The organism is Aristaeella lactis, from assembly GCF_018118585.1.
In the GTDB taxonomy this organism is placed as follows: domain Bacteria; phylum Bacillota; class Clostridia; order Christensenellales; family Aristaeellaceae; genus Aristaeella; species Aristaeella lactis.
The window spans coordinates 482,628-508,066 of record NZ_CP069421.1; the positions used below are offsets into that span (position 1 = coordinate 482,628).

Genomic DNA, 25,439 nt, shown 5'->3' on the forward strand with positions numbered 1-25,439 from the left:
TGATTAACAGGAGGTGGTATGTACGAACGGAAAGAAAATACTGCTGATCGCAATGACTGGATGCTGCATCCTGCTGGCGGCGGTGCTCGCTGCCGGAGCTGTCAGGATCTATATGGAAGGATCTGCAAGGAAGGCCGCGGATCCGCTGGAGAGTATTTACACCGCGGAGGAAGTGACCCGGAAGCTGTTCGCTGCAGTGCCGCTTATTGCCAATTCCGTAATCCTGCTTTTGATGTGCCTTGCGGTGAAAGTGAAGGATCCCGATGCTGACCGGCCCGCAAAGGCAGAAGGACGCATGACTCCAAAGAAAGAAACGAAAAGCACGAAGATTGTGCAGGCAGTTGTTGTCGTCGCGGCTGTGCTGCTGATTATCGCCGGGATCTGCAACGGCAGTGCCCTGGATGTGCTGATCAAGGGAATCAATATCTGTACGGAGTGTGTCGGCCTTGGATAAGAACGAAGTCCATACATCCGGAAAGTTTCGCCGTCCGACGACACGGCGGCTTGTACAGCTATACGCGGCCATGCTGCATAACGCTTACCTGCGGGGCTTTATCGAAGGAAAAATCTACGAAGGGAAGGCGAAAGCCCTCTGTGTTCCCGGACTGAACTGCTATTCCTGCCCGGGAGCGGTCGGCTCCTGCCCGCTGGGCTCACTTCAGAACGCGCTTTCCTCCACCGGCCACCGGGCCGGATGGTATGTGCTGGGGATCCTGCTGCTTTTCGGAATCGTACTGGGACGGACCATCTGCGGCTGGCTGTGTCCCTTCGGACTGATCCAGGAGCTGCTTCATAAGATCCCCACACTGAAGATCCGGAAGAGCAAGGTGACCCGGGTGCTGTCCCGGCTGAAATATGTGATCCTGGCGGTGTTCGTGATCGGCCTGCCGCTGTATTACGGGCTGACAAAGGACCTTCCTTATCCGGCCTTCTGCAAATTCATCTGCCCCGCGGGGACGGCTGAAGGAGCTGTTGGACATCTGGCAAACCCGGCCAACACATCGATGTTCGGGATGCTGGGAGCCCTGTTTACCAATAAATGGGTGATCCTGCTTGTTGTATTCCTGGCCTGCGTTCTCTGCTACCGGGCTTTCTGCCGCTTTATCTGCCCACTTGGCGCGCTGTACGGCCTGTTTAACCGCTTCAGTATCGTCGGGGTGAAGGTGGACGCGGACCGCTGCACCGGCTGCGGCACCTGTGTGCGTCACTGTGGTATGGACGTGAAACAGGTGGGCGACTGTGAATGCATCCAATGCGGCAAGTGCATGGATCACTGCAGCCAGGGAGCTATTTCCCTGAAGGCCGGAAAGATCACCCTGAAGGGCAATGATCCCGCGGCAGCGGGAGACAGCGTCCGGGAAAACAAACACCGTAAGGCGAAACTGATCTTCCGTGGCATCGCGCTGGCGGTGCTGTGCTTTGCGCTGGTGTGGTTCAACTTCCTGGATCCATCAATCCGAAAGACGGAACAGACCGCGGCAACGGTGACCGTGAGCGACGCGCCGACCGGCTATGAAGAAGGAAACCAGCTGGCTGATTTCACGCTGACCTGCTACGACGGAAGCGAGTTCCACCTGGCGGATACCCGGGGCAAGGTGGTTGTGATCAACCGCTGGGCCACCTGGTGTACACCCTGTATTGAGGAACTGCCGTATTTTAATGACCTGTACCTGGCCCATCCGGACGATATTGCCATGATCGTCATCCATCCGAGCATGATCGTGACGGATCCGGAGGAATACCTGGAAAGCTTCGGCCTGGCCATGCCCTGCGCGACAGACGGCGAAGGGGATCCGGTGAAGGAGATCATCGGCGGAACGACAACGCTTCCGCAGACGGTTGTGCTGAACCGGAAGGGCGAAGTGATCTATAACAGTGTCAGTTCCGTGACGCCGGAAGAGCTGGAATCACTGTATCAGAAAGCATCTGAATAAAGGATAATATACGGAGGATGAGATGATGAGAGCGGAGGAATATATCCAGGATCCCTGCCGCGCGTCCGCCCTTCCGTTCTGGAAGACAGAGCAGGTGCGGGTTCCCGAAAGTATCTCCGTCCTGCGGGAAGACAAGTTCATCGCTGAAAAACCGGACGGAACAGATGAATCGTATTTCAGGCTGGTGTGCTTCCCGCAGAATACTGAACGGCCGGAGCTGCCTGCCGCGTTTGAGACGGCGGAATGCGGCACGGAGGAATACGCGGAGCATATTAACAGCTGCTACCGGGAAGAAGGCGTGACGCCGGAAGAAATGGCAGCCCGGAAGGAACTGCCTGTTTATGACCCGGCACTGTGGATCGCGGTTCGGGACAGGGAAACAGGGCAGATTGCCGCCACCGGCATTGCTGAGCTGGATGCCCGGATCGGGGAAGGGATCCTGGAGTGGATCCAGGTTTCCCCGGAATATAAGCGAAAAGGCCTGGGGAAATACATCGTGAAGGAACTGCTTTACAGGATGAAGGACAAAGCAAAGTTCGTCACGGTATCCGGGAAAGTGAACAATCCGGACAATCCATATGCGCTGTACTGTGCCTGCGGGTTTGGGAACCCGGTAACCTGGCATGTTGTCCGGAAGGACTGAACGAACAGGAGAGAAGAATGTATTATCACGCTTCACAGGTAAAAAATATCAAAGTACTGGAGCCGAGAATCTCCAACCACGGGATCCCGCTGATCTATTTCTCGACGAAACGGGAAAATGTGCTTGTATACCTGAGCAACGCGATCCAGAAGTACTGCAGGGATACCGGATTTGCCTGGGACGGCGTATGGAAGAAATGGGGACCCTACGGGTTTGCCAAAGACGGGCGGCAGTGCATTCAGGAGTATTATCCGGACGCGCTGGCGCAAACCTATAAGGGCGTATCCGGATATATCTACTATGCCGATAGCATTACTGACTCCGGGTTTGAAGTAAAAATCCCGGACGCGGCCACCAGCAGTCAGCCGGTGCCTGTGACCGGTGTGGAGTTTGTGCCGGATGCCTATGAGGCGATCCTCGAAGCGGAACGGGAAGGCCTGATCGTTATCCAGCGGTATGATGAAATGCCGGAAAAGATGCGGGAATGGAACGAACGGACGATCCGGGAGGAATATATGGAAGCGGCGGATCATCCGGAATACAGGCATTTTATCCGCGGCTGTTTTCCGGAGATCGTGAAAGACCTGACAGACTGAAAAGAGTAAAGCAATGAGTGTGTATCTGGAAAAAACGGAAGACGTATCCGGAATAAAGGACGTGCTCCTGAAACTGGCGGGGATCAGCGAGTTTGAGGCTTACCGGTTCCGGGATGATTTCGGGGAAGAACACAAGTGTTATGATGTGTTCAAAATCGTATATCCCGGCGGGGCGCTTGTCCTGAAACAACCGGACGGGGAAAAATGCTGCGAAGCTGAGAAGGCGGTTTACGGGATGTGTCCCGAAGGACTGCCGCTTCCCAAAGTATACGGATTTGAGGACGGATATATGCTGTCGGAGTACATCGAAGGGGAAGACCTGAAGAACCCGACAGATGAAGGGATTACCGCGGCAGCAGAATCACTGGCGGCGATTATGAACGCGTTTCCCATAGGGAAAGAGTATGACCGGACTATATGCGACAAGGAGATCGCATACAGGGAGAAGCGCAGCGCATGCCTGCAAAACGAACCGCTACTGCGGCAGGCATATCAGTTATTCCTGGAACGGCTGAAAGAGATGCCGCTCACCCTGGGAAACGGTGATTTTGTTCCGATCAACTGCATTTATACAGGGGAACGGGTCTATATCATAGACTGGGAATACGGCGGATTTATGCCGTACGCGCTGGACATCGCGCGGTTCATCGCCCATTCCGGTGAAGAGGAATCCGACATATACAGGCTGACAGCGGCACAGCGGAAACTGTTTATCAACACAATCTATGACCGCCTGGACACAAAACCGGCAAGAAACGTGTTTGAACGGGATATCAGGCTGGCACTCCTGGATGAATATGTGATGGTGCTGGGATTCTGGCTGAGGGATCCGGAAAAGCAGAGGGACGGAGAATTCCAGAAGTATTATAAGCGGGCGGAAGCCCTGGCAATGGAATTGACCGGACAGGAATAACCGACTGAGGAAACGAAAATGAAATCGGACGAAATGAGGATCATCCAGATACCTGAGATCTCAGCAATCTATTATGGACTGCTGCAGTCCGGTTATGATTTCTATTCCATTGAGCGCAGCAGCGAGCATGTGAATGCCCTGATGAAGCTCACCGGAAAAGGAACCGCAAACGACTTCTTTTCCGGTACGAAACAGAAGACCTGCGAGGTGTATCCCTACTGGCCACGGGCCTTTATCCTGGAAGCGGCCACGTTCTTCCTGAATGACAGCAGGACGGCATACAGGGACATGGAGGGGCTGCGGCGGAGAATCTTTTCCGCAGGAAACATTACGGACCGGGAAAGGGACAGCGGGCTGTGGGATTGGCTGGAGGGATTCCCGGAGGCGCTTCGAAACGTCCTTGCGGATACTGGCTTTTCAGGCTATATGGAATGGGAAAAGAAATGGATTGCCGGGCAGAATGATGCCTGCAGGGAAGAACTGGATATGATCCGGAGATGCCTGGAAACCTGCACCGGCCGGTATGATTCACCGGTAAAGGAGATCCGGATCTGCGTCAACCCGATCAAATGCGTGTATTCCTCAGACTATCACCTGGACGGTGACCGGTTTGTGTTTACCTCCGGAGCCTTTCAGGCAGGATCCGTGATCCATGAATTCCTGCATCATGTGGTGCATCCTGCTGTAGAAGCGCAGAAAGAACTGATCCTTGCGAAAAGGCCGGCAGATGAAACGATAGATGAATCGTACTATCAGGCCGGAAGTGACAGGGGGATCCTGAACGCGTTTGAGGAAATGGCTGTCAGGTCCCTTACTGAAGAGGTCATGCGGGATGAGTATCCCGGAGATCTGGAAACTTATATCAAAACCATACTGGACAGGAACGTCTAAAAATACAGAGCGGAGGAAACAGAGAATGGCTTTTGAACAGAATACACTGGGAGAACTGCTGAGCAATCCGAAGATCAAACAGATCGCGAAGGACGCGATCCGAAACAGGGATCTGAGCCAGGAAGACCTGTGGAACAAGACACTGAGACAGATAAAGGATGAATATATCTTTTTCGGGGAAATCGGCAACGGATTCCGCTGCCTGTACAGGGCGGCGGACAGCGGTGACTGGTATTACCCGCTGTACAGCGAAGCAGAATGCGATGAGGATGAGGCACGCAGAGGTGTAAACATTATCCGGCTCTCTTCTGAAGATCCGAAAGCGGATGAACGTCCGTTCATTTTCCTGATGCCCGGCGGCGGATTCATGAACGTATGGAGCCTGACGGAAGGCTGGCCTGTGGCGGATCAGTTCAACCGGCTGGGTTATCATGTGTTTGTGCTGACCTACCAGGTGGATACCGGGGACAATCTTATGAAAAAGAACATGGAAGATTTTGCCCGAGCTTTGAAGCTGATCAGGGAAAAGGCAGGACAATTCCATGTACAGGTGGACAAGTATATTACCTGTGGATTCTCTGCAGGCGGATACCTGATCTGCCTGTGGAATACAAAGATGGGATATCCGGCCTTTGGACTGCCGAAGCCGCAGGCCTGCTTCCCTGTTTATGCGGAAACGAGCATTAAGGAAACGATGCTGGTCTGGCAGGCGGATCCGGAGGATGCCATGGACCTTTACGGATGCACCCAGGCAGAAGCAGCGGAGAGTGAATATGAGATTCCGGAACACGCGGAGGGATTCCCGCCCAGCGCAATCTTCGCCACAGCCACGGATGACCTGGTGAATCCGAACCACTCCAGGAAGCTGGCAAAGGCACTGGAAGAACTGTCCATTCCCTGCAGGCTGGAGATCGGACCGGAAGGCGGACACGGGTTCGCGGACGGTACGGGCATGTGCATGGAAGGATGGACGGAGAGAGCGGCGAGATGGGTTCAATCAATGAACAATTAACAATGAACAATGAACAATTGCGGAAAAAACCGCACCGAAAGGTGCGGTTTTTTTGAATTGATATGGATGCTGGAATCAGAGAATATTCGTATTGCCGGTTTGTATGATTTCAATCTGATTTTCGGTCACGCCAAGGACATGCAGGACTTTGGAACGGCATTCAGGACCGGATAAATCAGTATTATCAAGAATGATACAAACTACATCATTCCCCTGTTGGGACATCCATATTGCGGTTCCATTTTCAGACACCATCATGCCTTCTATATTACGCAGGCGAATCTGCTCATAAACCGGCAATTCCGCGTCTGAATTTGTATGAGACATAATGGTATATAAAATCACATAGGACATGATTTCGTCCGGTGAGAGTTTTACTGTTTCAAAACAATCAATATAAGAAACATGGATCTGCTCCGGTGCTTCCGAATTTAGATGATAAGCTTTGTTTATGGCCTTTTTCATGCTATGATCCGATTCAAATTCAGACCAATCATCCCATATGAAATAGACAAAGTCCTCAATGCTGCAGGCCTGCATGCCGGGAGGAGTATCCGGAATGGAAGCAAACGGCAGATCAGCAGTGTCGGCATATACAGGGGCAGATAACAGAAGACATAAGGACAGGATATAAGCAAGTGCTTTCTTCATTGGGTGTTTCTCCTCTAATATCATCAGGCTGCGGGCTGTGACCGAAAATCCGGTGAGAATGCTGATGGCAAAGATATCAGTCTGAAAGGACGTATTTCAGGTTGTTTTTCCGGCAATAGGTTTCCGCAAAGGAATTGCCAGTGACGGTGATGATAAGACTTTCGCAGTCGGAGAAGGCATTGTCGTCGATTTCGGTTACGCTTTCAGGAATAACCAGAGCAGACAGGGAAGGGCAACGGGAAAAAGCATAGCTTTCGATACGGGTTATACTGTCGGGAATGACAATGTCTGTCAAAAGAGGACAGTTGTCAAAGGCGCCGGAATCGATATTGAGTACCGTTTCGGGAATGGTTACTGATACAAGGCTTTTGCAATTACAAAAAGTGTCTCTTTCGATTGATGTCAGTCCATAAGGTAATGTGACAGATGTCAGGCCGGAATTCTCAAAAGCGTGCCCTCTAATGGCTTTCACGCTATCGGGAATAAAAATTGAAGCCAGTTGATGGCAACCTATGAAAGCATATTGACCAATGGTGTTTACGGTACCGGGAAGAATCACGGAATTCAGTTTTTCACACCAGCTGAAAGCATATTCATTTACAGTATTCAGGTTGCCGGGAATAACAATCGATTCCAGCTGGCTGCAGCAGCAAAAAGCGTATTCACCGATGGTGTTCACGGTACCGGGAAGAATCACGGAATTCAGTTTATAACAACGGTAGAAAGCATAATCACCGATGGCGGTTACACCTCTGGGAATGATAATGGACGACAGAGAGACGCATTTTTCAAAAGTACAATCTTCAATGCTGGTTAATGAACCGGAAAGCCTGACCGATGTCAGGTTATCGCTTCCTATGAAAGCGCTTTTTCCAAGGGAAACCACGCTGTCCGGAAGCGTAACGGACGTCAGCGAACACCATTTGAAAGCACATTCACCGATTTTCTTTACACCTTCGGGGATGGTGATATCCGTTAATTCTGTGAAGGCCAGAGCACGGTTTCCGACTTCTGTGACGGTTTCCGGAAGGGTGAAAGACTGATTGATACGGGAGTGGGTATAGGCAATCAGGCGGGTACCATCCCGGGTCAGCAGGACACCGTCTGAGAAGGTCAGGGTAGGATGATCCGGGGAGAGGATAACATCCAGCTGATTACAGCCGGTAAACGGATTTGCTTCCAGCCGTGTTACGCTGTCCGGGATCCGGATAACAGCGAGGGACTTGCAGTTATAGAACGCTGATTTTTCAATGGCTGTGACACTGTCCGGAATAATGATTTCGGTCAAACTTATGCAACTGTCAAAAGCCCTGCATCCTATCGTGGTAATACCATCCGGGAGAGTGATGCTTTTCAGGTTTTTGTTTTCAGAGAAAGCATACGAACCAATACTTGTGATTTGAATTCCATTGTGTTCCGAAGGCAGAATAATATCATCAGAGTTTCCCAGGTATTTGGTGATTTCCAGGGTGCCATCTTTCAGGGGCTTATACAGCAAGTCACTGATATCAAAAGGTTCCGCAGCCCTTGGCTCTTTTGACGGGTCAAAGACTTTATCAGGAAGAAGGCAGAGAAACAGGATGATAAAAACACTCAGACAAAGGAACAGAATGAAGAGGAGAGCGGGATGTTTTTTCATTCCTGTGGAACCTTCTTTCTGTGGGAAAGTGTACAATTGAATAAGGGATGCCGAACCCGGATCCCTTTGTGATGAAACAGTATTTCGGAAAACAGATGGTTACGGAGTGTCTGCCTTGCGGTATTCGAGAAGGTCACCGGGCTGGCAGTCCAGAACCTCACAGAGTTTGGTAAGGGTACTGATCCGAACGGCACGGGCCTTGCCGGTTTTGAGAACGGACATATTGGCCGGGGTAATGCCAACGCGCTGGGACAGCTCATTAAGGCTCATCTTGCGTTTGGCCAGCATGACATCTATGTTGAAAATGATTTCACCTTCCATAGCTATCCCTCCTTACACTGTCAGGTCGCTTTGTTCCTGAAGATCCGCGGCCTTTTTAACCAGGTGAGACAGGCAGATGGCGGCGATGGTGATGGACACACCGACGGCGCAGATCAGCAGGGCGATCAGTATAATGCCGGGATGATTCATGTTCAGGAACAGGAACACAACATTTCCGATGAAGTAATACAGGGTGACACCGGCAACCAGCCAGGCGATGATCTGCAGCAGACGGGCATTTTCCAGGGAGAAGGACTTATCCTGCCCGATATTACAGGCGATCCGCCAGCCGAAGAACAGCGCCGCATAGCAGGGAATGGCAGTGACCCAGAGAAAGATCAGCCAGGGCCAGTGCCAGGCGGCAAATTCCGGGAAGCTGGCGTGAAGAGATTCACCGCAGGTGGGAAGAATGAGGAAATATACGACTAAGCCACAGACGCCGATGACAGCGAGAATGACCTTCAGGTAAACGGAAAGCTTATTCTGATTCATGACAAACACCTCCTGATGAGAGGATGATAGCATGAGAGAAAATGAATGTCAATAGAAAAATATCGAGAAACGATAAAAAATTGCTGAGTTACAAAAAGCCTTCGGGTGACAGAAGGACAGACATAACGCGAACGGACGGGACGGTTCTCACGTTCCCGGCAAGCGGTAACGCGGAGAACCGTCCCGCGGTTCACTTATTCGTTTCGGGGTGCAGGGAGTAAGAGAAAAGCCTGCCGAACGGCAGGCTTGAGTGAAAAGTGAAGTGCGATCGCTGTGTTCCGCAATCTCAATGGTCGTAACTCCACACTGTGGAGATTACTCCCTTTCGATTGACCTCAGATCCGATGAGATTTCCGCCACTGGCGGTCATCGGCTCTTCGCCCAAAGCTCTGTTCGCTAACGCTCCAGACCTTTGACAGCTGTAGCATGGGAGGCATTCGCATCGAATGGCTCGGTGTTACCAATGCTAAAGCATTGACACCTGCATGGACGATCTGTTATCAGTGCTGAAGCACTGACAGATCAGTCTAAAGCGCTGATGCCTCCTCAACTGAAGAGTTGATCAAAATGATTAAGCATTTTGATCAGTGGCACCACTGACGATGCGGTAGTAGATACCGGAGGTCAGGACGTAGACGATGCCGTAGAAGATGGCAAAGACTACGAAGCTGATGATGGTGGTGCGCATGAAGAGGTCAACGTTCGTCAGATGGAGGAGGGCCAGCATCTTCCGGATCATCGGGAAGGCAAAGATGAGATGCATACCGGCGAAGATCATCGGAAGGGCGAAGACTGTCAGCAGCTGGGAGCTGATGCTGGAACGGATCTCCTTCTTTGTCATACCAACCTTCTGCATGATATCAAAGCGTTTGGCATCTTCATAGCCTTCGGAGATCTGCTTGTAGTAGATGATCAGCACAGCGGCGAAGACGAAGACGATGCTGAGCAGGATGCCGATGAAGAAGAGACTGCCGTATGTGCCATAGAAATCAGCGGAACCTTCGGCGCGGGTATCTATGGATATCCATCTGGTGGCATCTTCCGTGAAGAGGTTATTGAGATCAGGCCTGACGTTCTTACTCAGGGTTACATGCAGGTCTGTATTCTCAGCATCGGACAGGCCGGTGTCAAAGCTGTAATACCACTGGGACTGGAACTTCATGCGGCCTTCATCGTCAGCTTCTTCCAGACCACTGACCGCGGCGGCCAGGTCGGCCACGGCAACGGTCATGGTCGGAAAGCCCATAGAGGAAGTATCTCCGTTGGTATCATTCCGTTCATAATGCCGGATCTTCCAACTGCGGGTCTTTTCACCCATGGCCAGGGTCAGGGTATCATCGGTATAGTCCATGCCGTCTGTGATTACCACAACTTCATCAGCAGCCAGATCCAGGAGACTGTTGTCCGAAGTTTCAATGGAATCGGCAGGCACCATGTAGATCTCCAGCAGGGAGTTGAAATCGGCTCCCATGCTTGCGGTTTCATAATCGCACTGGATCAAACCGTCTTTCCGGACACCGCTCAGGTCGATCAGCTTCTGCTCCCGGATGTTCTTCGGGGCAATACCGTTTTTCTGAAGCTCATCCAGGATCATGGAAGCAGCCTTGTCCGGTGTGCCGTCTGTCAGCTTTTCGGGATTGTTCAGGTTGGCAGTGAAGTTGATCTCACGGGGGAAGGTTTTTCTGAGGGAATCTTCCGCGCCGAACCACATACAGGTGGTGGTGGAAAGCATGACCAGGATCATCGTGGCGATGATGCAGATGGAGGCCAGGCCGGCACCGTTCCGTTTCATACGGAAAGCCATGGAAGAAACCGAGACAAAGTGCTTTGCTTTGTAATAGTAGCCTTTATTTGACTGCAGGATGCGGCACAGCTTTACGCTGCCTGTGACAAGCAGAAGATAGGTGGCCAGGATGACCATGAGCACAGCAACGAAGAACAGCAGGATCGCGGTAACCGGGTTTTTGACGGTGATGGCGATATAGTAAGCGCCGCCCAGAATGAGCACACCCAGGATCGCAAACAGCCAGTTGCCCTTCGGGGGCTTCTCACCGGCATTCTCGGTCTTCATCAGGGAAACTGCATTGGCACGGACGGTCCGGATGACCGCGGACAGCATGAGCAGGCCAAAGATAATGGCATAGAACAGGACCGTCTGCCAGATCGCGGTTGAATCAACGCGGAAAACGAAGTCGATGGTGCCTCCCAGCAGGTTGACCAGTCCGAGTTCCGCCAGCTTGGACAGGAGAATACCCAGGAACAGGCCGCAGGTCATGGCAATAGCAAAGGTGATGACATTCTCCCAGGTAATGATACGAACCAGGTTCCGTTTGCCCATGCCCAGCACGTTATACAGGCCGAATTCACGGGAACGGCGGCGAAGCAGGAACGAATAGGTGTAATACAGGAAGATCAGGGAAAAGGCCATGATGACATACCGGCCAAGGTTCATGATTTCGAAAACGATGCTGGCACCTACCGGTATCAGGGGAAGCACTATCGGAGAAGCCAGGAAGGACAGGATGTAGAACACAGCGACCATGCAGACGCAGGTCAGCAGATAGGGCCTGGAGAGCTGACGGTTTTTCCGCAGACCCTCCCAGGCCAGGCGGGGATAGAAGAGCTTCTTCACGCCCGCTCACCTCCCCGGGCCAGCAGGGTCAGGGTGTCAACGATCTTCTGATAGAACAGTTCATCAGATTCTTCGCCGCGATACAGCTGGTGGAACACTTCACCGTCACGGATGAAGAGCACGCGGCCGGAACGGCTGGCAGCACGGGCGGAGTGGGTCACCATAAGGACGGTCTGACCCATGCGGTTGACATCCGCGAAAAGGCTGAGCAGTTCATCGGAAGACTTGGAATCCAGGGCACCGGTGGGCTCATCGGCGAGGATGATCCGGGGCTGGGTGATGAGAGCACGGGCAACGGCCGCACGCTGCTTCTGTCCGCCGGAAACTTCATAGGGGTACTTTTTCAGCAGGTCTTCAATTCCCAGGGATACAGCGATGGGCATAAGAGTAGCCTTCATTTCCTGATAGCCCTTGCCGGCCAGTACCAGGGGCAGGTAGATGTTATCCTCCAGGGTGAAGGTGTCCAGCAGGTTGAATTCCTGGAAAACAAAGCCCAGATTATCCCGGCGGAAGGAAGCCACTTCGTTCTCCTTGATTTTGGAGAAATCCTTACCGTCCAGCAGCACGGTGCCGGAGGTGGCCTGGTCCAGCGCAGCCAGGATGTTCAGCAGGGTGGTTTTACCGGAACCGCTTTCACCCATGATGGCGACGTATTCGCCTTCCTCCACGGTGAAATTAACATTCTTCAGCGCTTCGACAGACTGACCACCGAAACGTGTTTTATAAACTTTTTTCAGACTTTTGACTTCAAGCAGACTCATTAACGGGTACCTCCTTGCATTTCGATTACGACCCTATTGTAAAGGCGAAAGCCGATCCATTCCATCGAATCGGCTTACAGATCGGAGGTCAAAACTAACAAAACTGTCACATTTACTCATAATTCATTTTCCGTGTGCCCAGGTCAACACGAACGGTTGTACCCTGATCCGGTACGGATTCGATGGATATGCCGTGCCCCAGGTTGTCACATACCTGCTTGCACAGGCTGAGCCCCAGACCGCTGGCACGCTTGTCAGCCCGGCCGGTGAGACCGGTATAACTGCGCTCAAATACCCGTGGCAGATCCTTCGAGGAGATGCCGATGCCGGTATCACGGATACACAGAACCGAAGGTTCCTCCAGATAAACGGAGACAGAACCCTTCGGCGTATATTTGAGGGCGTTGGAAAGCAGCTGCTCCACCACAAAGGAGAGCCATTTCTCATCCGTGAGCACTTCGACATTTGTCGGGGTATAATCCAGCTTCAGTTTCCGGTTAATGAACTCTCCGGCAAACTGTTTGAAAACAGGACGCAGGATGCTGTCCAGGTTTGTTTTGCGGATCACATAGTCTGTGCTGCTGCCTTCCAGGCGCAGGTAGGTCAGTACCATGGAAACATAACGCTCAATGCGGCTCAGGTCTGAGAGGAGGACACGGGACTGGGCAGAATCCTCCTCCTGCAGGCGCAGGCGCATGGAAGCAATAGGCGTTTTGATCTGATGGGCCCAGAGGGTGTAATAGTCCATCATGGCTTTCATTTCGGTTTCGGAACGGGTCAGGGCTTCCCGGTTCTGCTCCCGCAGCAGACGGACGATCTCCCGGTAGTCCGCGGCTTCAACATTCCGGACTTCCGGAAGAGCGGTATCCATTTCACGGATAGCGGTGATCAGATTATGCATCCGCAGGGTCCGGAGAAAACCGATGGCCAGTGCCACAAGCCCCAGAACAGCGCACAGCGCGGCCGGATAGAGTACAGCCTTTACCGGGAGGTGGTAGAGGGAAAAGGAGAATGCCATGATGGCCGCAAAAAGCAGAAAAATCAGCAGGACGGCGGCTTTACTCCTCAGGTATTGTATAAGCAGCTTCATTTTCTTACCCCACCAGATAACCTTCGCCGAATTTGGTTGTGATGAAATCGCTGACGCCGGCCGCTTCCAGTTTTTTGCGCAGGCGGCCTACATTGACTGTGAGGGTGTTCTCATCCACAAAGGAATCGGTCTGCCAGAGGGCTTCCATGAGCTTTTCCCGGCTGACGATTTTGCCCTTGTTCTGCATAAGGGTGAGCAGGATCCGGTATTCATTGCGGGACAGATCCAGCTTCTGATCGTTGCAGGTCAGGGTATTATCCCCGGTGTTCAGGACGATGCCTCTGTGCTCGATTACCGGAGCGGAACCGGCAAAATCGTAAGAGCGGCGAAGCAGGGCCTGCACCTTGGCAACCAGGACATCCGGATCAAAGGGCTTGGCGATGAAATCGTCCGCGCCCATGTTCATGGCCATAATGATATTCATATTATCGGATGCGGAGGAAACGAAGATCACCGGTACGGCGGAAACCTTGCGGATCTCTGTGCACCAGTGGTAGCCGTTCATGAAGGGCAGGGAGATATCCAGCAGCACCAGGTGCGGCTGGACACGTTCGAAGTCTTCCATGACATGACGGAAATCCGTGACAGCTTCGGCCTTCAGGCCCCAGCGGGCCATGGCAGAACAGACAGACATGGCAATGCCCTGTTCATCCTCCACGATCAGGATACGATATTCCATAGCGGGTCTCCTTTGACGGCCCGGCTTTTAGATGCAGCCGGGACCACCTGAATCATACCATATTATTGAAAGAAAGGACAGGGAGAAGCGGAATCCATCCGGTCCGTAAAAAGAACAGGAAGATGTTTGACATTGACCTGTTTTCCGGTTACCATGGGGGCAGATTTTTATATTGCAGGAGGATGAGCACCATGAAGACCTCTCTGGCACGGTCCGCGGCAGCGGGTATCCTGATCTGTATGGGATGTATTGTGAATCTCAAAGTCGGCGGCGGTATACCGGGAGCGGTGCTCTTCAGCGCGGGCCTCTGGTTCGTTGTCAACTTTGACGCGGAACTGTTCACCGGACGTGTGGCCCGGGATGACTACAATCCCCTGCAGAAGCTGATCATGCTGGTGATGAACGTGATCGGCGGAGGTATATGCGGCTACCTGGCCTCCCTTTTCCTGCCGGAGATCCGGGAAGCTGCACAGAAGATCGCCGCGGGATACCAGGATCCGGTCAAGGTAATCTGGCAGTCCGTGATGTGCGGTATCTGTATGTATCTGGCAACCACCCAACCGAAGAACAAGGATATCAGCCGCCTGCCTTTTGTGGTGTACGGCGTGGCGCTGTTCATCCTTTCCTCCTATGCCCACTCCATCGCCCTGGCCGGATACGCGGCCATCGCCCAGGGAATTGCCTGGTGGGTGATCCCGCTGGCGGCAGTGGGAAACGGAATAGGGAGTTATCTGATCAGATTCCTTCTGACATGGCAGAAGAAATCTGATCAGAAATGAATAATGAAAACTTAAAACTTAAAAACGAATAATTGTGGTAAAAACAGCACCGAAGGGTGCTGTTTTACCATTAAGGAGTATATCCTTTGAAACAAGTGAAATATATGCATTTTAATTCGGCATGTTCTTTTACGGCACTGGCGTTCATCCTGGCTGAAAAGGGAATCATGACGGAAGATACGGAGATCGTCAGGGAAGCAGGGCTTCCGTGGATTTTTGCCCGGGAAGGGGACTCCTTCCTGGGCGGGCCGATGCTGCAGGGAAAGAAATGGTATGACCTGTACCTGAATCCGCGGGGACTTTGCATGCGGGAAGAGCCGGTGGAGAGGGAAAAACTGCCGGAATACCTGCGGGATCATGAAGGGAGTATGCTTGGCCTGAGACTGCCCGGACATCGGGGAAAACACGCGGTTGTGATGGAAGAGTATGACGGCGCCTGGTGTTTCTTCAATCCGACCCGTGAGGGGAGCGGACAGGAAACGGAGATCCAGCTGGATCGGGAAGGGCTTATGCTTGCGGCGGATCCGGTTACGATAGTCGGGACTGTGGCTGAACATGACAGGGTGATTCCGGATCAGCGGAAACTGACGGAAGAATCCCTTGCTGTACTGGAAGAAAATTACAGGACTGCAGAGTCTTTCTGCGGGAAACCGCATTCGCGGGAAGAATATGATACAGCTATGGACAAGATTTTCCGGCCGCTGCTTCTGGATGGGATTACCATGCTGGAACTGATCGGGGAGACGGAACTGGCGGAAGGCTTCCGGAAAGAACAGAGGGCATTTCTGACCTTTATGAAAGGAGACAGAACGGGAAAGCTGGATGAGACGGTCTCGCTGAACAACCTGAGACGGTTAAAAGAAAGGTACGGGGAGCTTGTCGCTGCGCGAAGGAACAAAAGTAATGAAAAATGAAGAATGATGGAGAAAATCGCACCCGAAGGTGCGATTTTTTTGATTTGAATCAGATCTCTCTGCTTAGCTACGTTCCGGTAGAGATGACAAACCAGGTGAGGGACAATTTGGTTTCCATGTTTATTGTTTGATTGTGAAACAGCAGGGAAGCACACGGGATGATGAAGACAATATGCAAAATGTACGGGTTGTACGGATGAAGTTGCTGAAATTGCATTTTTATGCATTTTTGTTTGGAAGGAGGTGCCAGCGGGGCAGGGAGATACGTATCAAGAAACGGTGGACCGGAAACTGTCCGGAGAATCCGGATGCCATTCAGGATAAACTTTCCAGGCGATGATCAGGAACGGTTTCCGGCACAGGATACCTTTTTACCAGTGCGAAAAGAAAAGGACATGAGACCTTTTCTTTGCATATTTATTTGTTTTTTGGGCAATTTGGGACTGTATTCCGGCGAGGTTTGTGATATACTGTCCTCATCTCAAAAGGGAGGAATTGAATATGACAATCCGGAAGGAACAAAACGGCGGCGCACTGGACATCGCTCCGGAGGGCCGGCTTGATACTACGACTGCTCCTGAACTGGAGGCTGAACTGAAGAACCTGGAAGGCGTGACGGAACTGACATTTGATCTCGCCGGACTGGAATATATCTCTTCCGCCGGGCTGCGGGTACTGCTTTCCGCCCAGAAGATGATGAATAAACAGGGAAGCATGATCATCCTGAATACACGGCCGGAGATCATGGACATTTTCGAAATCACAGGTTTCACGGATATCCTGAATATTCAGTGAGGATGCTTGTTTCAGTATGAAGGCAGCGTATATCGGAATAGATTTCCTGTTTCCCGCGCTTCCGGTCCTGGCAGGGTGCGGATGCGAGATCATGAAGATCTTTTCCTGCGAAACGGACAATGTGACGGAATTCAACATCCAGGTATGCGGCTATGCCCGGGAACACGGGATCCCGCTCCAGCTTGACCGAATCCGGAAGAGCGACCTGGAGGAGCTGGCCGGACAGGGCTGTGAACTGGTGGTCTGCGCCGGATACTATTACAAGATTCCGGTTCCGGAAGGGATGCGGATCGTGAATATCCATCCCTCCTACCTTCCTTCCGGCAGGGGCGCGTGGCCGATGGCGGTCACGATCCTGCGGGGACTGACGGAGTCCGGCGTTACGATCCATAAAATGACAAACGAACTGGATGCCGGGGATATTCTCCTGCAGCGGAAGATTATCGTTGAACCGGATGAAAACCAGGAAACCCTGATGGAGAAGCAGCGCAGCGTTCTGCCGGAAATGATCAGGGAGCTGTGCGCGGATCCGGACGGCCTCTGGAACAATGCCGCGGTCCAGGATGAAACAGCCGCCGAATACTGGCCCTGCCCGACAGAAGAGGACTGGACGATCACCGACGGGATGGACGAGGACTGCGTGGAGCGTGTGCTGCGCGCGTTCTACAGCTATGAGGTGATCTATGAGACAAAAGGAGAAAAATGGGAGCTGATCCGGGCCCTGCTGAAGGACACCGAAGAAGAGAACACAATATGTTTTCCCTTCGGAAGCCGGGTTATATGCGCCATGAAAGCGAGGAAGCTTCAGTAAATGACCGACACCCTGACAGTACAGAGCATCACCATCGCGGATAAGGCAGCTGTGGAGGAGCTGTACAGCGCGTATGGAAGATGCGACAGCGCCCATGCTTTCGCATCACTGTTTTTGTGGAAGCAGGACATGGACCTTTCCCTTTACATGACACCGGACGTTTATACCGTACGCAGCGGCTGGAAGGGCGAAAACAGCTGGTTTTATCCCTGCGGAAAGCCGGAAGCCAGGCTGGAATGCGTTGAAACCCTGATCCGGTCCGGCTGCAGAAGGCTTTGCTACCTGCAAAAGGAAGACGCTGAAGAACTGAACAGGTATTTTCCGGGCGTGTTTACGATCCATGAATCGCCGGAAGACAGTGAATACCTGTATAACCGGGAGGAAATCCTCCAGATGGCAGGCGGACGGTTTGTGAAGATGCGCAACCTGTACCGCAGGCTGCAGAAAGAGCACGAGATCACAACGGCGCCCATTACGGAAGACATTCTTCCCGCTGTGCGGGATATATGCCGCCAGTGGCAGCAAAACCGCGGAAAGAATGTTTCCCTGCTGTGGGAAGAGCCGACCAATGCCCTGCTGGACAACTGGAACGCGCTGGAAGCCAGGGGCGTTATCCTGAGGCTGGACGGGAAAGACTGGGCCGTTTCCGCCGGTTTTCCGCTGAGCGAGGGAGTATATGACTGCTGCCTGCACAACGCCCGGGAAAACCTGCCGGGAATGACGGAAAACCTTCGCGCAGCGTTTGTCGGGGCATGTCCGGAGCATGTCGGACAATTCAATTATGAAGAAGATCTGGGAACGGAAGGACTGCGACTGACCAAGGAAAGACTGCGTCCCTGTGCCATGATCCAAATGTTTACAGGAGAGCGCAGCCTATGAATATGAACAGGATTAACGGAACGGGTACAGAAGAACACAATTATTTCATCCGCCGCATGTTCCGGCGGCAGTATATGCCTGCGCTGATCTCCGCGCTGACGCTGTCCCTGGGCGATATGGCGGACGCCATTGTGCTGGGCCGCCGGATGGGAGAGGTCGGCCTGGCCGCCATGTCCTTTGCGCTGCCGATCTTCATGATCTACAACGTGATCATGCATTCTTTCGGTCTCGGCGGTTCCATGAACTTTTCACGGCATATGGCCGCGGGACACGAGGAAAAAGCCAGGGCGGATTTCCAGGGCGTATTCACTTTCCTGATCCTGATCGGAGCGGCAATCGCCGTGCTGGGCAACCTGGCCATACAGCCGATCCTGTTTGTGCTCGGCGCGGGAGAAAGCCATACGCTGCTGTATGACACAACAGCGGTCTATGTGCGGATCCTGCTGATCAGCGCGCCTCTGTTCTTCTCAGCATACAGCCTGGGATACTATATGCGGAACTGCGACATGGAGCGTGAGGCAGGCATCGCGGCGTCCGTGGGCAATATTGTTGATATCATCCTGAATGTTGTGCTGGTCTTTTTCCTGCGGATGGGTGCTGCCGGCGCGGGAATCGCGACCCTTGCCGGAGTGGCGCTGACATCCGCCATTGAGATCGTGGTGATCCGGTGCCGGAAAAACGCTCTGCGGCTGCTGCCGTTCAAGCCGGATTACAGCAATGTATGGAAATGCTTCCGGACCGGCTTTTCAACCTGTGTATCCTATCTGTACAAGCTGGTCTTTGTGCTGCTGTGCAACAACATCATCATCCGCCTCGCCGGTGAGGAGGGAGTGGCAGTTTTCGATGTCATCCAGAACCTGACCTATTTCTTCTCCTACATCTACGGCGCGGTGACGCAGGCAGTCCAGCCGATCCTGAGCACCTATTCCCAGGAATACAACCACGAAGCCTGTGACCTGGCGGAACGGAAAGGCTTCTTTGTGGGGATGGTTACGGGACTGGCGGTTACGGCCCTGGTGGCCGTCTTTGCTCCCGAAGTATGCGCCGTGTTCGGCCTGTCGCCCGAAAACGGCGGAACGCTCGGAACCTGGGCAATCCGGGTGTTCTGTACCGGTACGCTGCTGACGGGTATAAACCATCTGTGGGGTGAGTTTTCCCTGGCCAGGGGACAGAGCCTGCCGACGTTTGTGCTTTCCACGCTGCGCGGCGCCGCGGTACTGATTCCCCTGACGCTGCTCTGCTCCCAGTTCGGGGCCAAGTTCTTCTGGACGGTGTTCCCGCTGACGGAGGCTGTTTCCCTGGCAATCTTCCTGCTGTGGCGGAAACTGAAATATGTTGACAACGGGCAGATCGAACCGGAACGCGTATACAGGGCCTTCCTTCACAACCAGCTGGAGGAGATCGGAACGGTTACGGAACAGATCGAAGCATTCTGCGAACGCTGGGAAGCCACCCCAAAACAGCATTATTACGTGCAGATGACCGTGGAAGAACTGTGCAACGTGATCATGACCAAGGGTTTCCAGGGAAAAGAAGCGGATGAATGCATGATCCAGATCTCCCTGGTGGCAGGAAAGGACGGAAAGTTCACCCTGCACCTGAGGGACAGCTCCGACACCTTCAATCCCTTCGCCTTCTCAGCAGACAAATCCGACGGAGAAGATATTGACTTCAACGAAGTCGGCATGCAGGTTATCAAAAAACGAGCGGAAAGCTTCTACTACCGCAGGTACCAGGAATTTAATACGATGGTGGTGACGATATGAAAAAGGCATCCAGGTTTTCCCTTCGTAAAAAAATCGTGCTTCTGATCATTGTGATGGCGGTTATCCTTTCCGGTACGGCACTGACCATCAGCGGGATCGTTTTCTCACGGAACAACGATACCCGTTACCGGAACAAGGCTACTGAACTGGCCGCAACGGTCCAGGCTGTTGTGGACGCCGAAAAGGTGGACGAGCTGCGCCGGGAAGTCGAGGAAGTGTATGAATCGACGAAGAACAAGGTCGGCAGCGAGAATATGGGGACTCCCGAGTATGAAGAGTACCTGGCACGCTTTTCCCATATCCAGGAGAGCGAAGCCTATCAGTTCCTGTACAAACAACTGCGCGGCATCCAGGACGCGAACGAGGTGGAGTCCATTTATATCCTGTATGTGGACGTGCCTACCCGGGCTACTGTATACATGGTGGATGCCTCGGATGATCCTTGCTTCCCGGGCAACTTTGATCCGGTATATGACCAGAACAAGGCGGTACTGAGCAATCCTTCCGTAGGATTCCCGCCTTACATCACCAATACGGAAGAATACGGCTGGCTGGTTTCCGCCGCAGTGCCGATCTACCGGGCGGACGGAACGGTAAGCGCCTATGCCTTTGCGGATATCTCCATGAACGAGGTGAAGAACTCTGAAAAGATGTTCCTGATCACCCTGTCCATGTTCCTCCTGGGCCTGACCCTGGCGCTTTGCATCATCTTCTTCCTGGTTGTCAACAAGGGTGTTGTCAAACCACTGAAGAAGCTGTCCAGCGCGGCTTCCGAGTATTACGCGGAGGAGGGATCGGAAGGAGCAAAGACAATCTTTACGGATCTTGACATCCGGACTCATGACGAAATTGAAGACCTGTCCGTCGCCATGAAGCAGATGGAAACGGACATGAACGAATACATCCATAACCTGACTGCCATCACGGCTGAAAAGGAACGGATCGGCGCGGAACTGAACGTTGCCACGCAGATACAGGCGGACATGCTGCCCCGGATTTTCCCGCCGTTCCCGGACCGCAAGGAGTTTGATATCTTTGCCTCCATGTCCCCGGCGAAGGAAGTCGGCGGTGACTTCTATGACTTCTTCCTGATCGATGATGACCACCTGGGCCTTGTTATGGCGGACGTATCCGGCAAGGGCGTTCCGGCGGCCCTGTTCATGGTGATTACCAAGACGCTGATCAAGAACCGGGCCCAGATGGGCGGCGGACCTGCCGAGATCCTGCGGTATGTGAATGAACAGCTTTGCGAAGGCAATGACGCGGAACTGTTTGTCACCGTATGGTTTGCCATCCTGGAGATCTCCACCGGTAAGGGAAAGGCCGCGAACGCGGGCCATGAACATCCTGTGCTCTGCCGGGCCGATGGCTCCTATGACCTGGTGAAGTATACCCATTCTCCCGCGGTTGCGGTGATGGAAGGAATTCCCTTCAAAGAACATTCCTTTGAACTGCATGCGGGTGATACCCTGTTTGTGTACACAGACGGTGTGACCGAAGCAACCAACGCGGATAACCAGCTGTTCGGTACGGACCGGATGCTGGAAGCCCTGAACAAGGAACCGGATGCTTCTCCACAGCGGCTGCTGCGGAATGTCCGGAACGGAATCAACCGGTTTGTAGGCAGCGCACCGCAGTTTGATGACATCACCATGCTTGCCCTGCGCTATTTCGGATCTGAGGAGGCACAGAATGGCTGACCTGACAGTTGATGCCCTCGTGAGCAACCTGGATCAGGTACTTGCTTTTGTGGACGGTCAGCTGGAAACGATGGACTGTTCCATGAAGGCTCAGATGCAGATTGATGTCGCGGTGGAAGAGATCTATGTGAATATCGCCAATTATGCCTATGCGCCTGAAACCGGCAAGGCTTATATCTCTGTGCGTCCGGATCCGGAAAACGCGTCAGTTACGATCGAATTCCGGGACAACGGTATTCCTTTTGATCCGCTTGCCAAAGCGGATCCGGACGTGACGCTGTCCGCCGAGGAAAGGAAGATCGGCGGCCTGGGGATCTATATGGTGAAGAAAAGTATGGACGCGATGGAATACAGCCGCAAAGACGGGCAGAATATCCTGACGATCACCAAAAAGCTTTAACGCTTTCTTTGCCAGATCTCAAACAAAGGCATATTACAATGAGAGGCAGAATTTCCCATGTTTGACTATCAGGAGATTTTTGACGAGTACTGCCGGGAAAACGGACTGGCCCTGCACCTGTGCTTTGAAATGCCGGAAGGCTTTGAAGGCGCGGACGGAATGTTTGATCCTGACAGCCGGACGGTATACATCAACACGGATTTCCCGGAAGGGACACCGGACTTCATACGGGCGTTCTTCCTGTTCCATGAGCTGCGGCACGCGTCACAGTACCTGTGCCCGGAACGGTTCAGCGAACTGATCCGGCGGAGCATCGGATACGTGATCCAGTATGACGGAACCTGCTATAAGCTGGTGAACGGAGAATACATCGAGTGCAAACTGGAAGGCGGAGAAGAGGCTTTTACGGACCTCTATATGGGACAACCGCACGAGATGGACGCCAACAGGTTTGCCTATGAGCAGGTGAAGAAACTGTACGGAGACAGCGAAAAACTGAGGGAAATGTACGAGGAGAGGAAGCCGAAAGAGGCAATCGCGGAAGAAAAGTACGTGGAAGTGTATGGGATGATTGATGAAAAATGCTGAAAGCAAGTAATTAATTCAGAATTCAGAATTCAGAATTATCCGCCTGCGGGCGGAAACAACTGAAAAATGAAAACTTAAAACTGAAAACTTAAAAATGGTGGAGGAAACCGCTTACGAGGACGTAAGCGGTTTCTTTGAATTAAAGTTGTGAGTGAAGAGTTTAGAGTTATCAGTTTAAAGTGAAGAGTGAAGAGTTAACAGGATTCTGGAAATCATAAATCAATTTCCAGAATCCTGTTCATATCGAGAGAGATGGGTTGGGGAGGAGTGGATTCTGTGAGAATGAGAAGCTGCTTTTCGACGGGATCGAGGCGGCGGGCAAGGCCGGAGACGGTATCATAGCGGCCGCCGGCTTTATGCGGGTCAGGTACAAAGAATGTTACGGTAACCGGAGGACGCTGGCCGGCAGACAGCAATTCCGAAAGGCGGCGGAACTGCTGATCCAGGATATCCAGGTCCGAGTCCCCGAGGGAGATCTCCCGTTCCGTGAGGCGGGCCTCCTCATCCACCATTTCCTCATAACCGGTGAGCGCGGCAAAAGGCGCAAACTGGGCAGCGCGATCGTGCAGGCTCATGTGCGGACGGGTGGGAGACTGGTGATGGGGAAGGTCGATGATGTCGCCGTAGACCTGACGGGGGGAGGGAGCAGATTCTTGATTCATAAGCGTTTACCCCATTAATGGTGGTCGATGCGTTCAGGTAGGAGGCTGTGTTCAGGTAGGAGGCTGTGTTCAGGTAGGAGGTAGGAAGTAGGAGGTAGGAGGTTTTACTTAAAACTTAAAAATGAAGACTTAAAAATGAATAATGGCGGAGGAATGACTACGTCATTTTTTGAATTTAACAACCGCCTGCGGACGGGAAAAGGCATAAATGCCTTTAATGATATGCTGCCGGGGCAGCATGATATATTTGCCTTTGGCAAATATGATATATTGGCTTGCGGCCAATATGATATGTCCGACTGCGTCGGACGTGATAGTTACTAGGCGCGGTGACCACCGACCTGGCCGTTGCGTTTGATGGTCATGGCGCCTTCCTCCAGGTTCATGCCTTTGAGCATGGCGTTTTTGCCGAAGCGTTCCTGAATATCCAGGGCAGCCTCCTGCAGGCGCTTTTCCTTTGCGTCCGCGGCGGCTTCCTCCTCCTTTTGGCGGGCCAGGGTCTCATAATCCGTGAAGAGGTCCAGCTGCAGGGGAGCTTCCTCCGGTATATCATCCTCGGGAATCAGACCGACGGCGACCACATAGGCGCGGCGGATCAGCAGATCCGGATCAACGATCCGGTCATAAAGCTCCATCATCGCGTCTGAAATACGGCGGGTGCTGCTGGTCCAGCGATCCAGGTTTCCGGTGCCGTGAGCGTGCTTCGGAATGATGCGGCCGTAGGGATCCGCGGAGATGGCGCCGGTATAGATCCTTCCGGTGGAGGCCACGCGAAAGACTGAATCCCGAAGGGAACGTCCCTGGACTTCCACAGCCAGGCTTTCCCGGTCGTAGCAGACGGTGAGCTCGATCTTTTTGGTGACCAGTTTCTTTTTCACCAGGTCAAGGGTCAGCAGGTCTGTCATCTCCCGGATGATCAGGCGGCCTTTCCGGGCATCACAGGCCTCGGAAAGTACCTGGCCGCTGCTGAGACTGTTGGATATGGGACGATAGGTTTTGATGTCTGAAATCCGGGCAGGCTCCCAGCCCCAGGCATGATCAATGAGCAACTCCGCGTTGATGCCCAGCGCCTTGTAAAGCAGATCTTCATTGGTCAGGCTAAGGCGGGCGATATCTCCCATGGTATAGCAGCCCAGCTTTTCCAGGCGGGCAGCGATTCCGAACCCCACACGCCAGAAATCCTTCAGGGGACGGTGGCACCAGAGAAGTTCCCGGTAGGTCTGTTCATTCAGTTCCGCGATGCGGACACCGTCCTGGTCCGCGGGAACCCGCTTGGCCACAATGTCCATGGCGATTTTCGCCAGGTACATATTGGTTCCTATGCCGGCGGTGGCGGTAATCCCGGTGTTGTAAAGCACGTCCCGGATCATGGTCATGGCGAGCTCATGGGCGGTCATGCCGTAGGTTTTCAGATAGCCGGTGACATCCATGAAGCATTCGTCCACGGAATAGACATGGATATCTTCATCACTGACATATTTCATGTAGATGGAAAAGACTTTGGTGCTGATCCGCTCATAAAGCTTCATCCGCGGCCGGGCAATAATATAATCCAGCTCCAGGGACGGATCCGCCGCCAGCTGACGCGCATCGGCGGAGCGGACGGAGAAACCGTATTTCCCGTCCGGCCCACGGACAGCCTTGCCCAGGCGGATGGCATTGCGCAGCCGTTCCGCATTGACCTCTTTAACCCGCTGGATGACTTCAAACAGGCGGGCACGGCCGGCGATCCCGTAAGCCTTGAGACTGGGAGAGACGGCCAGGCAGATGGTTTTCTCTGTCCGGGTCGCGTCAGCCACAATAAGATTAACGGAAAGCGCGTCAAGACCACGGTCCGCACACTCCACGGAAGCGTAGAAACTTTTGAGGTCGATGGCGATGTAAGTCATAA

The 25,439-nt window shown here is 53.0% G+C and carries 26 protein-coding genes; 16 read left to right on the top strand and 10 right to left on the bottom strand.

Going from position 1 to position 25,439, the window contains the following annotated elements; translation table 11 throughout:
- Positions 1-13: 13 nt before the first annotated feature.
- The 7 genes from JYE50_RS02335 to JYE50_RS02365 are packed head-to-tail and all read left to right on the top strand — an operon-like array spanning position 14 to position 5,989.
- Positions 14-454 (top strand): hypothetical protein, encoded by a 441-nt coding sequence (locus tag JYE50_RS02335; RefSeq protein WP_084094102.1) that lies wholly within the window; start codon positions 14-16, stop codon positions 452-454.
- Positions 447-1,934 carry a redoxin family protein gene (locus tag JYE50_RS02340; protein ID WP_179138158.1) on the top strand — a complete coding sequence of 496 codons (1,488 nt, stop codon included), beginning with the start codon at positions 447-449 and terminating at the stop codon, positions 1,932-1,934. Before JYE50_RS02335 ends, JYE50_RS02340 begins: the two co-directional genes overlap by 8 nt.
- Positions 1,935-1,956: 22 nt before the next feature.
- Positions 1,957-2,577 (top strand): GNAT family N-acetyltransferase, encoded by a 621-nt coding sequence (locus tag JYE50_RS02345; protein WP_084094104.1) that lies wholly within the window; start codon positions 1,957-1,959, stop codon positions 2,575-2,577.
- Between the two features lie 17 nt (positions 2,578-2,594).
- Positions 2,595-3,173 carry a hypothetical protein gene (locus JYE50_RS02350; protein WP_084094106.1) on the top strand — a complete coding sequence of 193 codons (579 nt, stop codon included), beginning with the start codon at positions 2,595-2,597 and terminating at the stop codon, positions 3,171-3,173.
- Between the two features lie 13 nt (positions 3,174-3,186).
- Entirely contained in the window at positions 3,187-4,086 is a 900-nt protein-coding gene (locus JYE50_RS02355) for a phosphotransferase (RefSeq protein ID WP_084094108.1), read from the top strand.
- An 18-nt stretch (positions 4,087-4,104) separates the two neighbouring features.
- Complete coding sequence (locus tag JYE50_RS02360; RefSeq protein WP_084094110.1) at positions 4,105-4,977, top strand: hypothetical protein; 873 nt, start codon at positions 4,105-4,107, stop codon at positions 4,975-4,977.
- A 25-nt stretch (positions 4,978-5,002) separates the two neighbouring features.
- The gene (locus JYE50_RS02365) at positions 5,003-5,989 is read left to right on the top strand and encodes an alpha/beta hydrolase (protein ID WP_084094111.1); all 987 of its coding nucleotides are present in this window, start codon (positions 5,003-5,005) and stop codon (positions 5,987-5,989) included.
- A 75-nt stretch (positions 5,990-6,064) separates the two neighbouring features.
- On the opposite strand, the gene JYE50_RS02370 is transcribed toward JYE50_RS02365, so the two are convergent.
- The 8 genes from JYE50_RS02370 to JYE50_RS02405 all read right to left on the bottom strand — a co-directional run bounded on the left by JYE50_RS02370 (position 6,065) and on the right by JYE50_RS02405 (position 14,254).
- A complete protein-coding gene (locus JYE50_RS02370) occupies positions 6,065-6,640 on the bottom strand; it encodes a hypothetical protein (RefSeq protein WP_084094113.1) in 576 nt (191 codons plus the stop codon).
- Between the two features lie 76 nt (positions 6,641-6,716).
- Positions 6,717-8,279, bottom strand: coding sequence for a leucine-rich repeat domain-containing protein (locus tag JYE50_RS02375; RefSeq protein WP_084094115.1), 1,563 nt, complete (start codon positions 8,277-8,279; stop codon positions 6,717-6,719).
- 99 nt (positions 8,280-8,378) lie between these two features.
- Positions 8,379-8,600, bottom strand: a complete 222-nt coding sequence (locus JYE50_RS02380; RefSeq protein WP_084094117.1) for a helix-turn-helix domain-containing protein — start codon at positions 8,598-8,600, stop codon at positions 8,379-8,381.
- A gap of 12 nt (positions 8,601-8,612) precedes the next feature.
- Entirely contained in the window at positions 8,613-9,092 is a 480-nt protein-coding gene (locus JYE50_RS02385; RefSeq protein WP_084094119.1) for a DUF2975 domain-containing protein, read from the bottom strand.
- 571 nt (positions 9,093-9,663) lie between these two features.
- On the bottom strand, positions 9,664-11,724 hold the full coding sequence (locus tag JYE50_RS02390) for an ABC transporter permease (RefSeq protein WP_084094121.1): 2,061 nt from the start codon (positions 11,722-11,724) through the stop codon (positions 9,664-9,666).
- Entirely contained in the window at positions 11,721-12,485 is a 765-nt protein-coding gene (locus JYE50_RS02395) for an ABC transporter ATP-binding protein (protein WP_084094123.1), read from the bottom strand. Before JYE50_RS02395 ends, JYE50_RS02390 begins: the two co-directional genes overlap by 4 nt.
- Positions 12,486-12,597: 112 nt before the next feature.
- Positions 12,598-13,575, bottom strand: coding sequence for a sensor histidine kinase (locus JYE50_RS02400; RefSeq protein WP_084094125.1), 978 nt, complete (start codon positions 13,573-13,575; stop codon positions 12,598-12,600).
- 4 nt (positions 13,576-13,579) lie between these two features.
- Positions 13,580-14,254 (bottom strand): response regulator transcription factor, encoded by a 675-nt coding sequence (locus tag JYE50_RS02405; protein WP_084094127.1) that lies wholly within the window; start codon positions 14,252-14,254, stop codon positions 13,580-13,582.
- Positions 14,255-14,445: 191 nt separating this feature from the next.
- Between JYE50_RS02405 and JYE50_RS02410 the strand changes: the two genes are divergently transcribed.
- From JYE50_RS02410 to JYE50_RS02450, 9 genes are all read left to right on the top strand, one after another.
- Complete coding sequence (locus tag JYE50_RS02410) at positions 14,446-15,033, top strand: formate/nitrite transporter family protein (protein WP_179138159.1); 588 nt, start codon at positions 14,446-14,448, stop codon at positions 15,031-15,033.
- Between the two features lie 86 nt (positions 15,034-15,119).
- Positions 15,120-15,947: a 6TM ABC transporter family protein gene (locus JYE50_RS02415; RefSeq protein ID WP_084094131.1), complete on the top strand. Its 828-nt coding sequence runs from the start codon at positions 15,120-15,122 to the stop codon at positions 15,945-15,947.
- A 501-nt stretch (positions 15,948-16,448) separates the two neighbouring features.
- Entirely contained in the window at positions 16,449-16,742 is a 294-nt protein-coding gene (locus JYE50_RS02420) for an STAS domain-containing protein (protein WP_084094133.1), read from the top strand.
- A gap of 16 nt (positions 16,743-16,758) precedes the next feature.
- The gene (locus JYE50_RS02425) at positions 16,759-17,553 is read left to right on the top strand and encodes a formyltransferase family protein (protein WP_084094135.1); all 795 of its coding nucleotides are present in this window, start codon (positions 16,759-16,761) and stop codon (positions 17,551-17,553) included.
- Positions 17,554-18,432, top strand: coding sequence for a phosphatidylglycerol lysyltransferase domain-containing protein (locus JYE50_RS02430; protein ID WP_084094137.1), 879 nt, complete (start codon positions 17,554-17,556; stop codon positions 18,430-18,432).
- Positions 18,429-20,198: an MATE family efflux transporter gene (locus tag JYE50_RS02435; protein WP_084094139.1), complete on the top strand. Its 1,770-nt coding sequence runs from the start codon at positions 18,429-18,431 to the stop codon at positions 20,196-20,198. Before JYE50_RS02430 ends, JYE50_RS02435 begins: the two co-directional genes overlap by 4 nt.
- On the top strand, positions 20,195-21,898 hold the full coding sequence (locus JYE50_RS02440) for a PP2C family protein-serine/threonine phosphatase (RefSeq protein WP_084094141.1): 1,704 nt from the start codon (positions 20,195-20,197) through the stop codon (positions 21,896-21,898). The genes JYE50_RS02435 and JYE50_RS02440 overlap by 4 nt, the downstream gene beginning before the upstream one ends.
- Positions 21,891-22,298, top strand: coding sequence for an ATP-binding protein (locus JYE50_RS02445; protein ID WP_084094143.1), 408 nt, complete (start codon positions 21,891-21,893; stop codon positions 22,296-22,298). Before JYE50_RS02440 ends, JYE50_RS02445 begins: the two co-directional genes overlap by 8 nt.
- Before the next feature lie 57 nt (positions 22,299-22,355).
- Positions 22,356-22,886, top strand: a complete 531-nt coding sequence (locus JYE50_RS02450; RefSeq protein WP_084094145.1) for a hypothetical protein — start codon at positions 22,356-22,358, stop codon at positions 22,884-22,886.
- Positions 22,887-23,098: 212 nt separating this feature from the next.
- Here JYE50_RS02450 and JYE50_RS02455 read toward each other — a convergent pair whose 3' ends face one another.
- Positions 23,099-23,548 carry a hypothetical protein gene (locus JYE50_RS02455; protein WP_179138160.1) on the bottom strand — a complete coding sequence of 150 codons (450 nt, stop codon included), beginning with the start codon at positions 23,546-23,548 and terminating at the stop codon, positions 23,099-23,101.
- Positions 23,549-23,868: 320 nt separating this feature from the next.
- Positions 23,869-25,437, bottom strand: a complete 1,569-nt coding sequence (locus JYE50_RS02460) for a Y-family DNA polymerase (protein ID WP_084094147.1) — start codon at positions 25,435-25,437, stop codon at positions 23,869-23,871.
- Positions 25,438-25,439 lie beyond the last annotated feature (2 nt).

What these genes read in the sequence shown, in the direction of transcription:
- JYE50_RS02430 (WP_084094137.1), top strand. Translation starts at nt 17,554, where the DNA reads ATGACCGACACCCTGACAGTACAGAGCATCACCATCGCGGATAAGGCA.
- JYE50_RS02360 (WP_084094110.1), top strand. Translation starts at nt 4,105, where the DNA reads ATGAAATCGGACGAAATGAGGATCATCCAGATACCTGAGATCTCAGCA.
- JYE50_RS02435 (WP_084094139.1), top strand. Translation starts at nt 18,429, where the DNA reads ATGAATATGAACAGGATTAACGGAACGGGTACAGAAGAACACAATTAT.
- JYE50_RS02345 (WP_084094104.1), top strand. Translation starts at nt 1,957, where the DNA reads ATGATGAGAGCGGAGGAATATATCCAGGATCCCTGCCGCGCGTCCGCC.
- JYE50_RS02370 (WP_084094113.1), bottom strand. Translation starts at nt 6,640, where the DNA reads ATGAAGAAAGCACTTGCTTATATCCTGTCCTTATGTCTTCTGTTATCT.
- JYE50_RS02385 (WP_084094119.1), bottom strand. Translation starts at nt 9,092, where the DNA reads ATGAATCAGAATAAGCTTTCCGTTTACCTGAAGGTCATTCTCGCTGTC.
- JYE50_RS02420 (WP_084094133.1), top strand. Translation starts at nt 16,449, where the DNA reads ATGACAATCCGGAAGGAACAAAACGGCGGCGCACTGGACATCGCTCCG.
- JYE50_RS02455 (WP_179138160.1), bottom strand. Translation starts at nt 23,548, where the DNA reads ATGAATCAAGAATCTGCTCCCTCCCCCCGTCAGGTCTACGGCGACATC.
- JYE50_RS02350 (WP_084094106.1), top strand. Translation starts at nt 2,595, where the DNA reads ATGTATTATCACGCTTCACAGGTAAAAAATATCAAAGTACTGGAGCCG.
- JYE50_RS02410 (WP_179138159.1), top strand. Translation starts at nt 14,446, where the DNA reads ATGAAGACCTCTCTGGCACGGTCCGCGGCAGCGGGTATCCTGATCTGT.
- JYE50_RS02425 (WP_084094135.1), top strand. Translation starts at nt 16,759, where the DNA reads ATGAAGGCAGCGTATATCGGAATAGATTTCCTGTTTCCCGCGCTTCCG.
- JYE50_RS02365 (WP_084094111.1), top strand. Translation starts at nt 5,003, where the DNA reads ATGGCTTTTGAACAGAATACACTGGGAGAACTGCTGAGCAATCCGAAG.
- JYE50_RS02440 (WP_084094141.1), top strand. Translation starts at nt 20,195, where the DNA reads ATGAAAAAGGCATCCAGGTTTTCCCTTCGTAAAAAAATCGTGCTTCTG.
- JYE50_RS02400 (WP_084094125.1), bottom strand. Translation starts at nt 13,575, where the DNA reads ATGAAGCTGCTTATACAATACCTGAGGAGTAAAGCCGCCGTCCTGCTG.
- JYE50_RS02405 (WP_084094127.1), bottom strand. Translation starts at nt 14,254, where the DNA reads ATGGAATATCGTATCCTGATCGTGGAGGATGAACAGGGCATTGCCATG.
- JYE50_RS02355 (WP_084094108.1), top strand. Translation starts at nt 3,187, where the DNA reads ATGAGTGTGTATCTGGAAAAAACGGAAGACGTATCCGGAATAAAGGAC.
- JYE50_RS02445 (WP_084094143.1), top strand. Translation starts at nt 21,891, where the DNA reads ATGGCTGACCTGACAGTTGATGCCCTCGTGAGCAACCTGGATCAGGTA.
- JYE50_RS02375 (WP_084094115.1), bottom strand. Translation starts at nt 8,279, where the DNA reads ATGAAAAAACATCCCGCTCTCCTCTTCATTCTGTTCCTTTGTCTGAGT.
- JYE50_RS02395 (WP_084094123.1), bottom strand. Translation starts at nt 12,485, where the DNA reads ATGAGTCTGCTTGAAGTCAAAAGTCTGAAAAAAGTTTATAAAACACGT.
- JYE50_RS02450 (WP_084094145.1), top strand. Translation starts at nt 22,356, where the DNA reads ATGTTTGACTATCAGGAGATTTTTGACGAGTACTGCCGGGAAAACGGA.
- JYE50_RS02460 (WP_084094147.1), bottom strand. Translation starts at nt 25,437, where the DNA reads ATGACTTACATCGCCATCGACCTCAAAAGTTTCTACGCTTCCGTGGAG.
- JYE50_RS02380 (WP_084094117.1), bottom strand. Translation starts at nt 8,600, where the DNA reads ATGGAAGGTGAAATCATTTTCAACATAGATGTCATGCTGGCCAAACGC.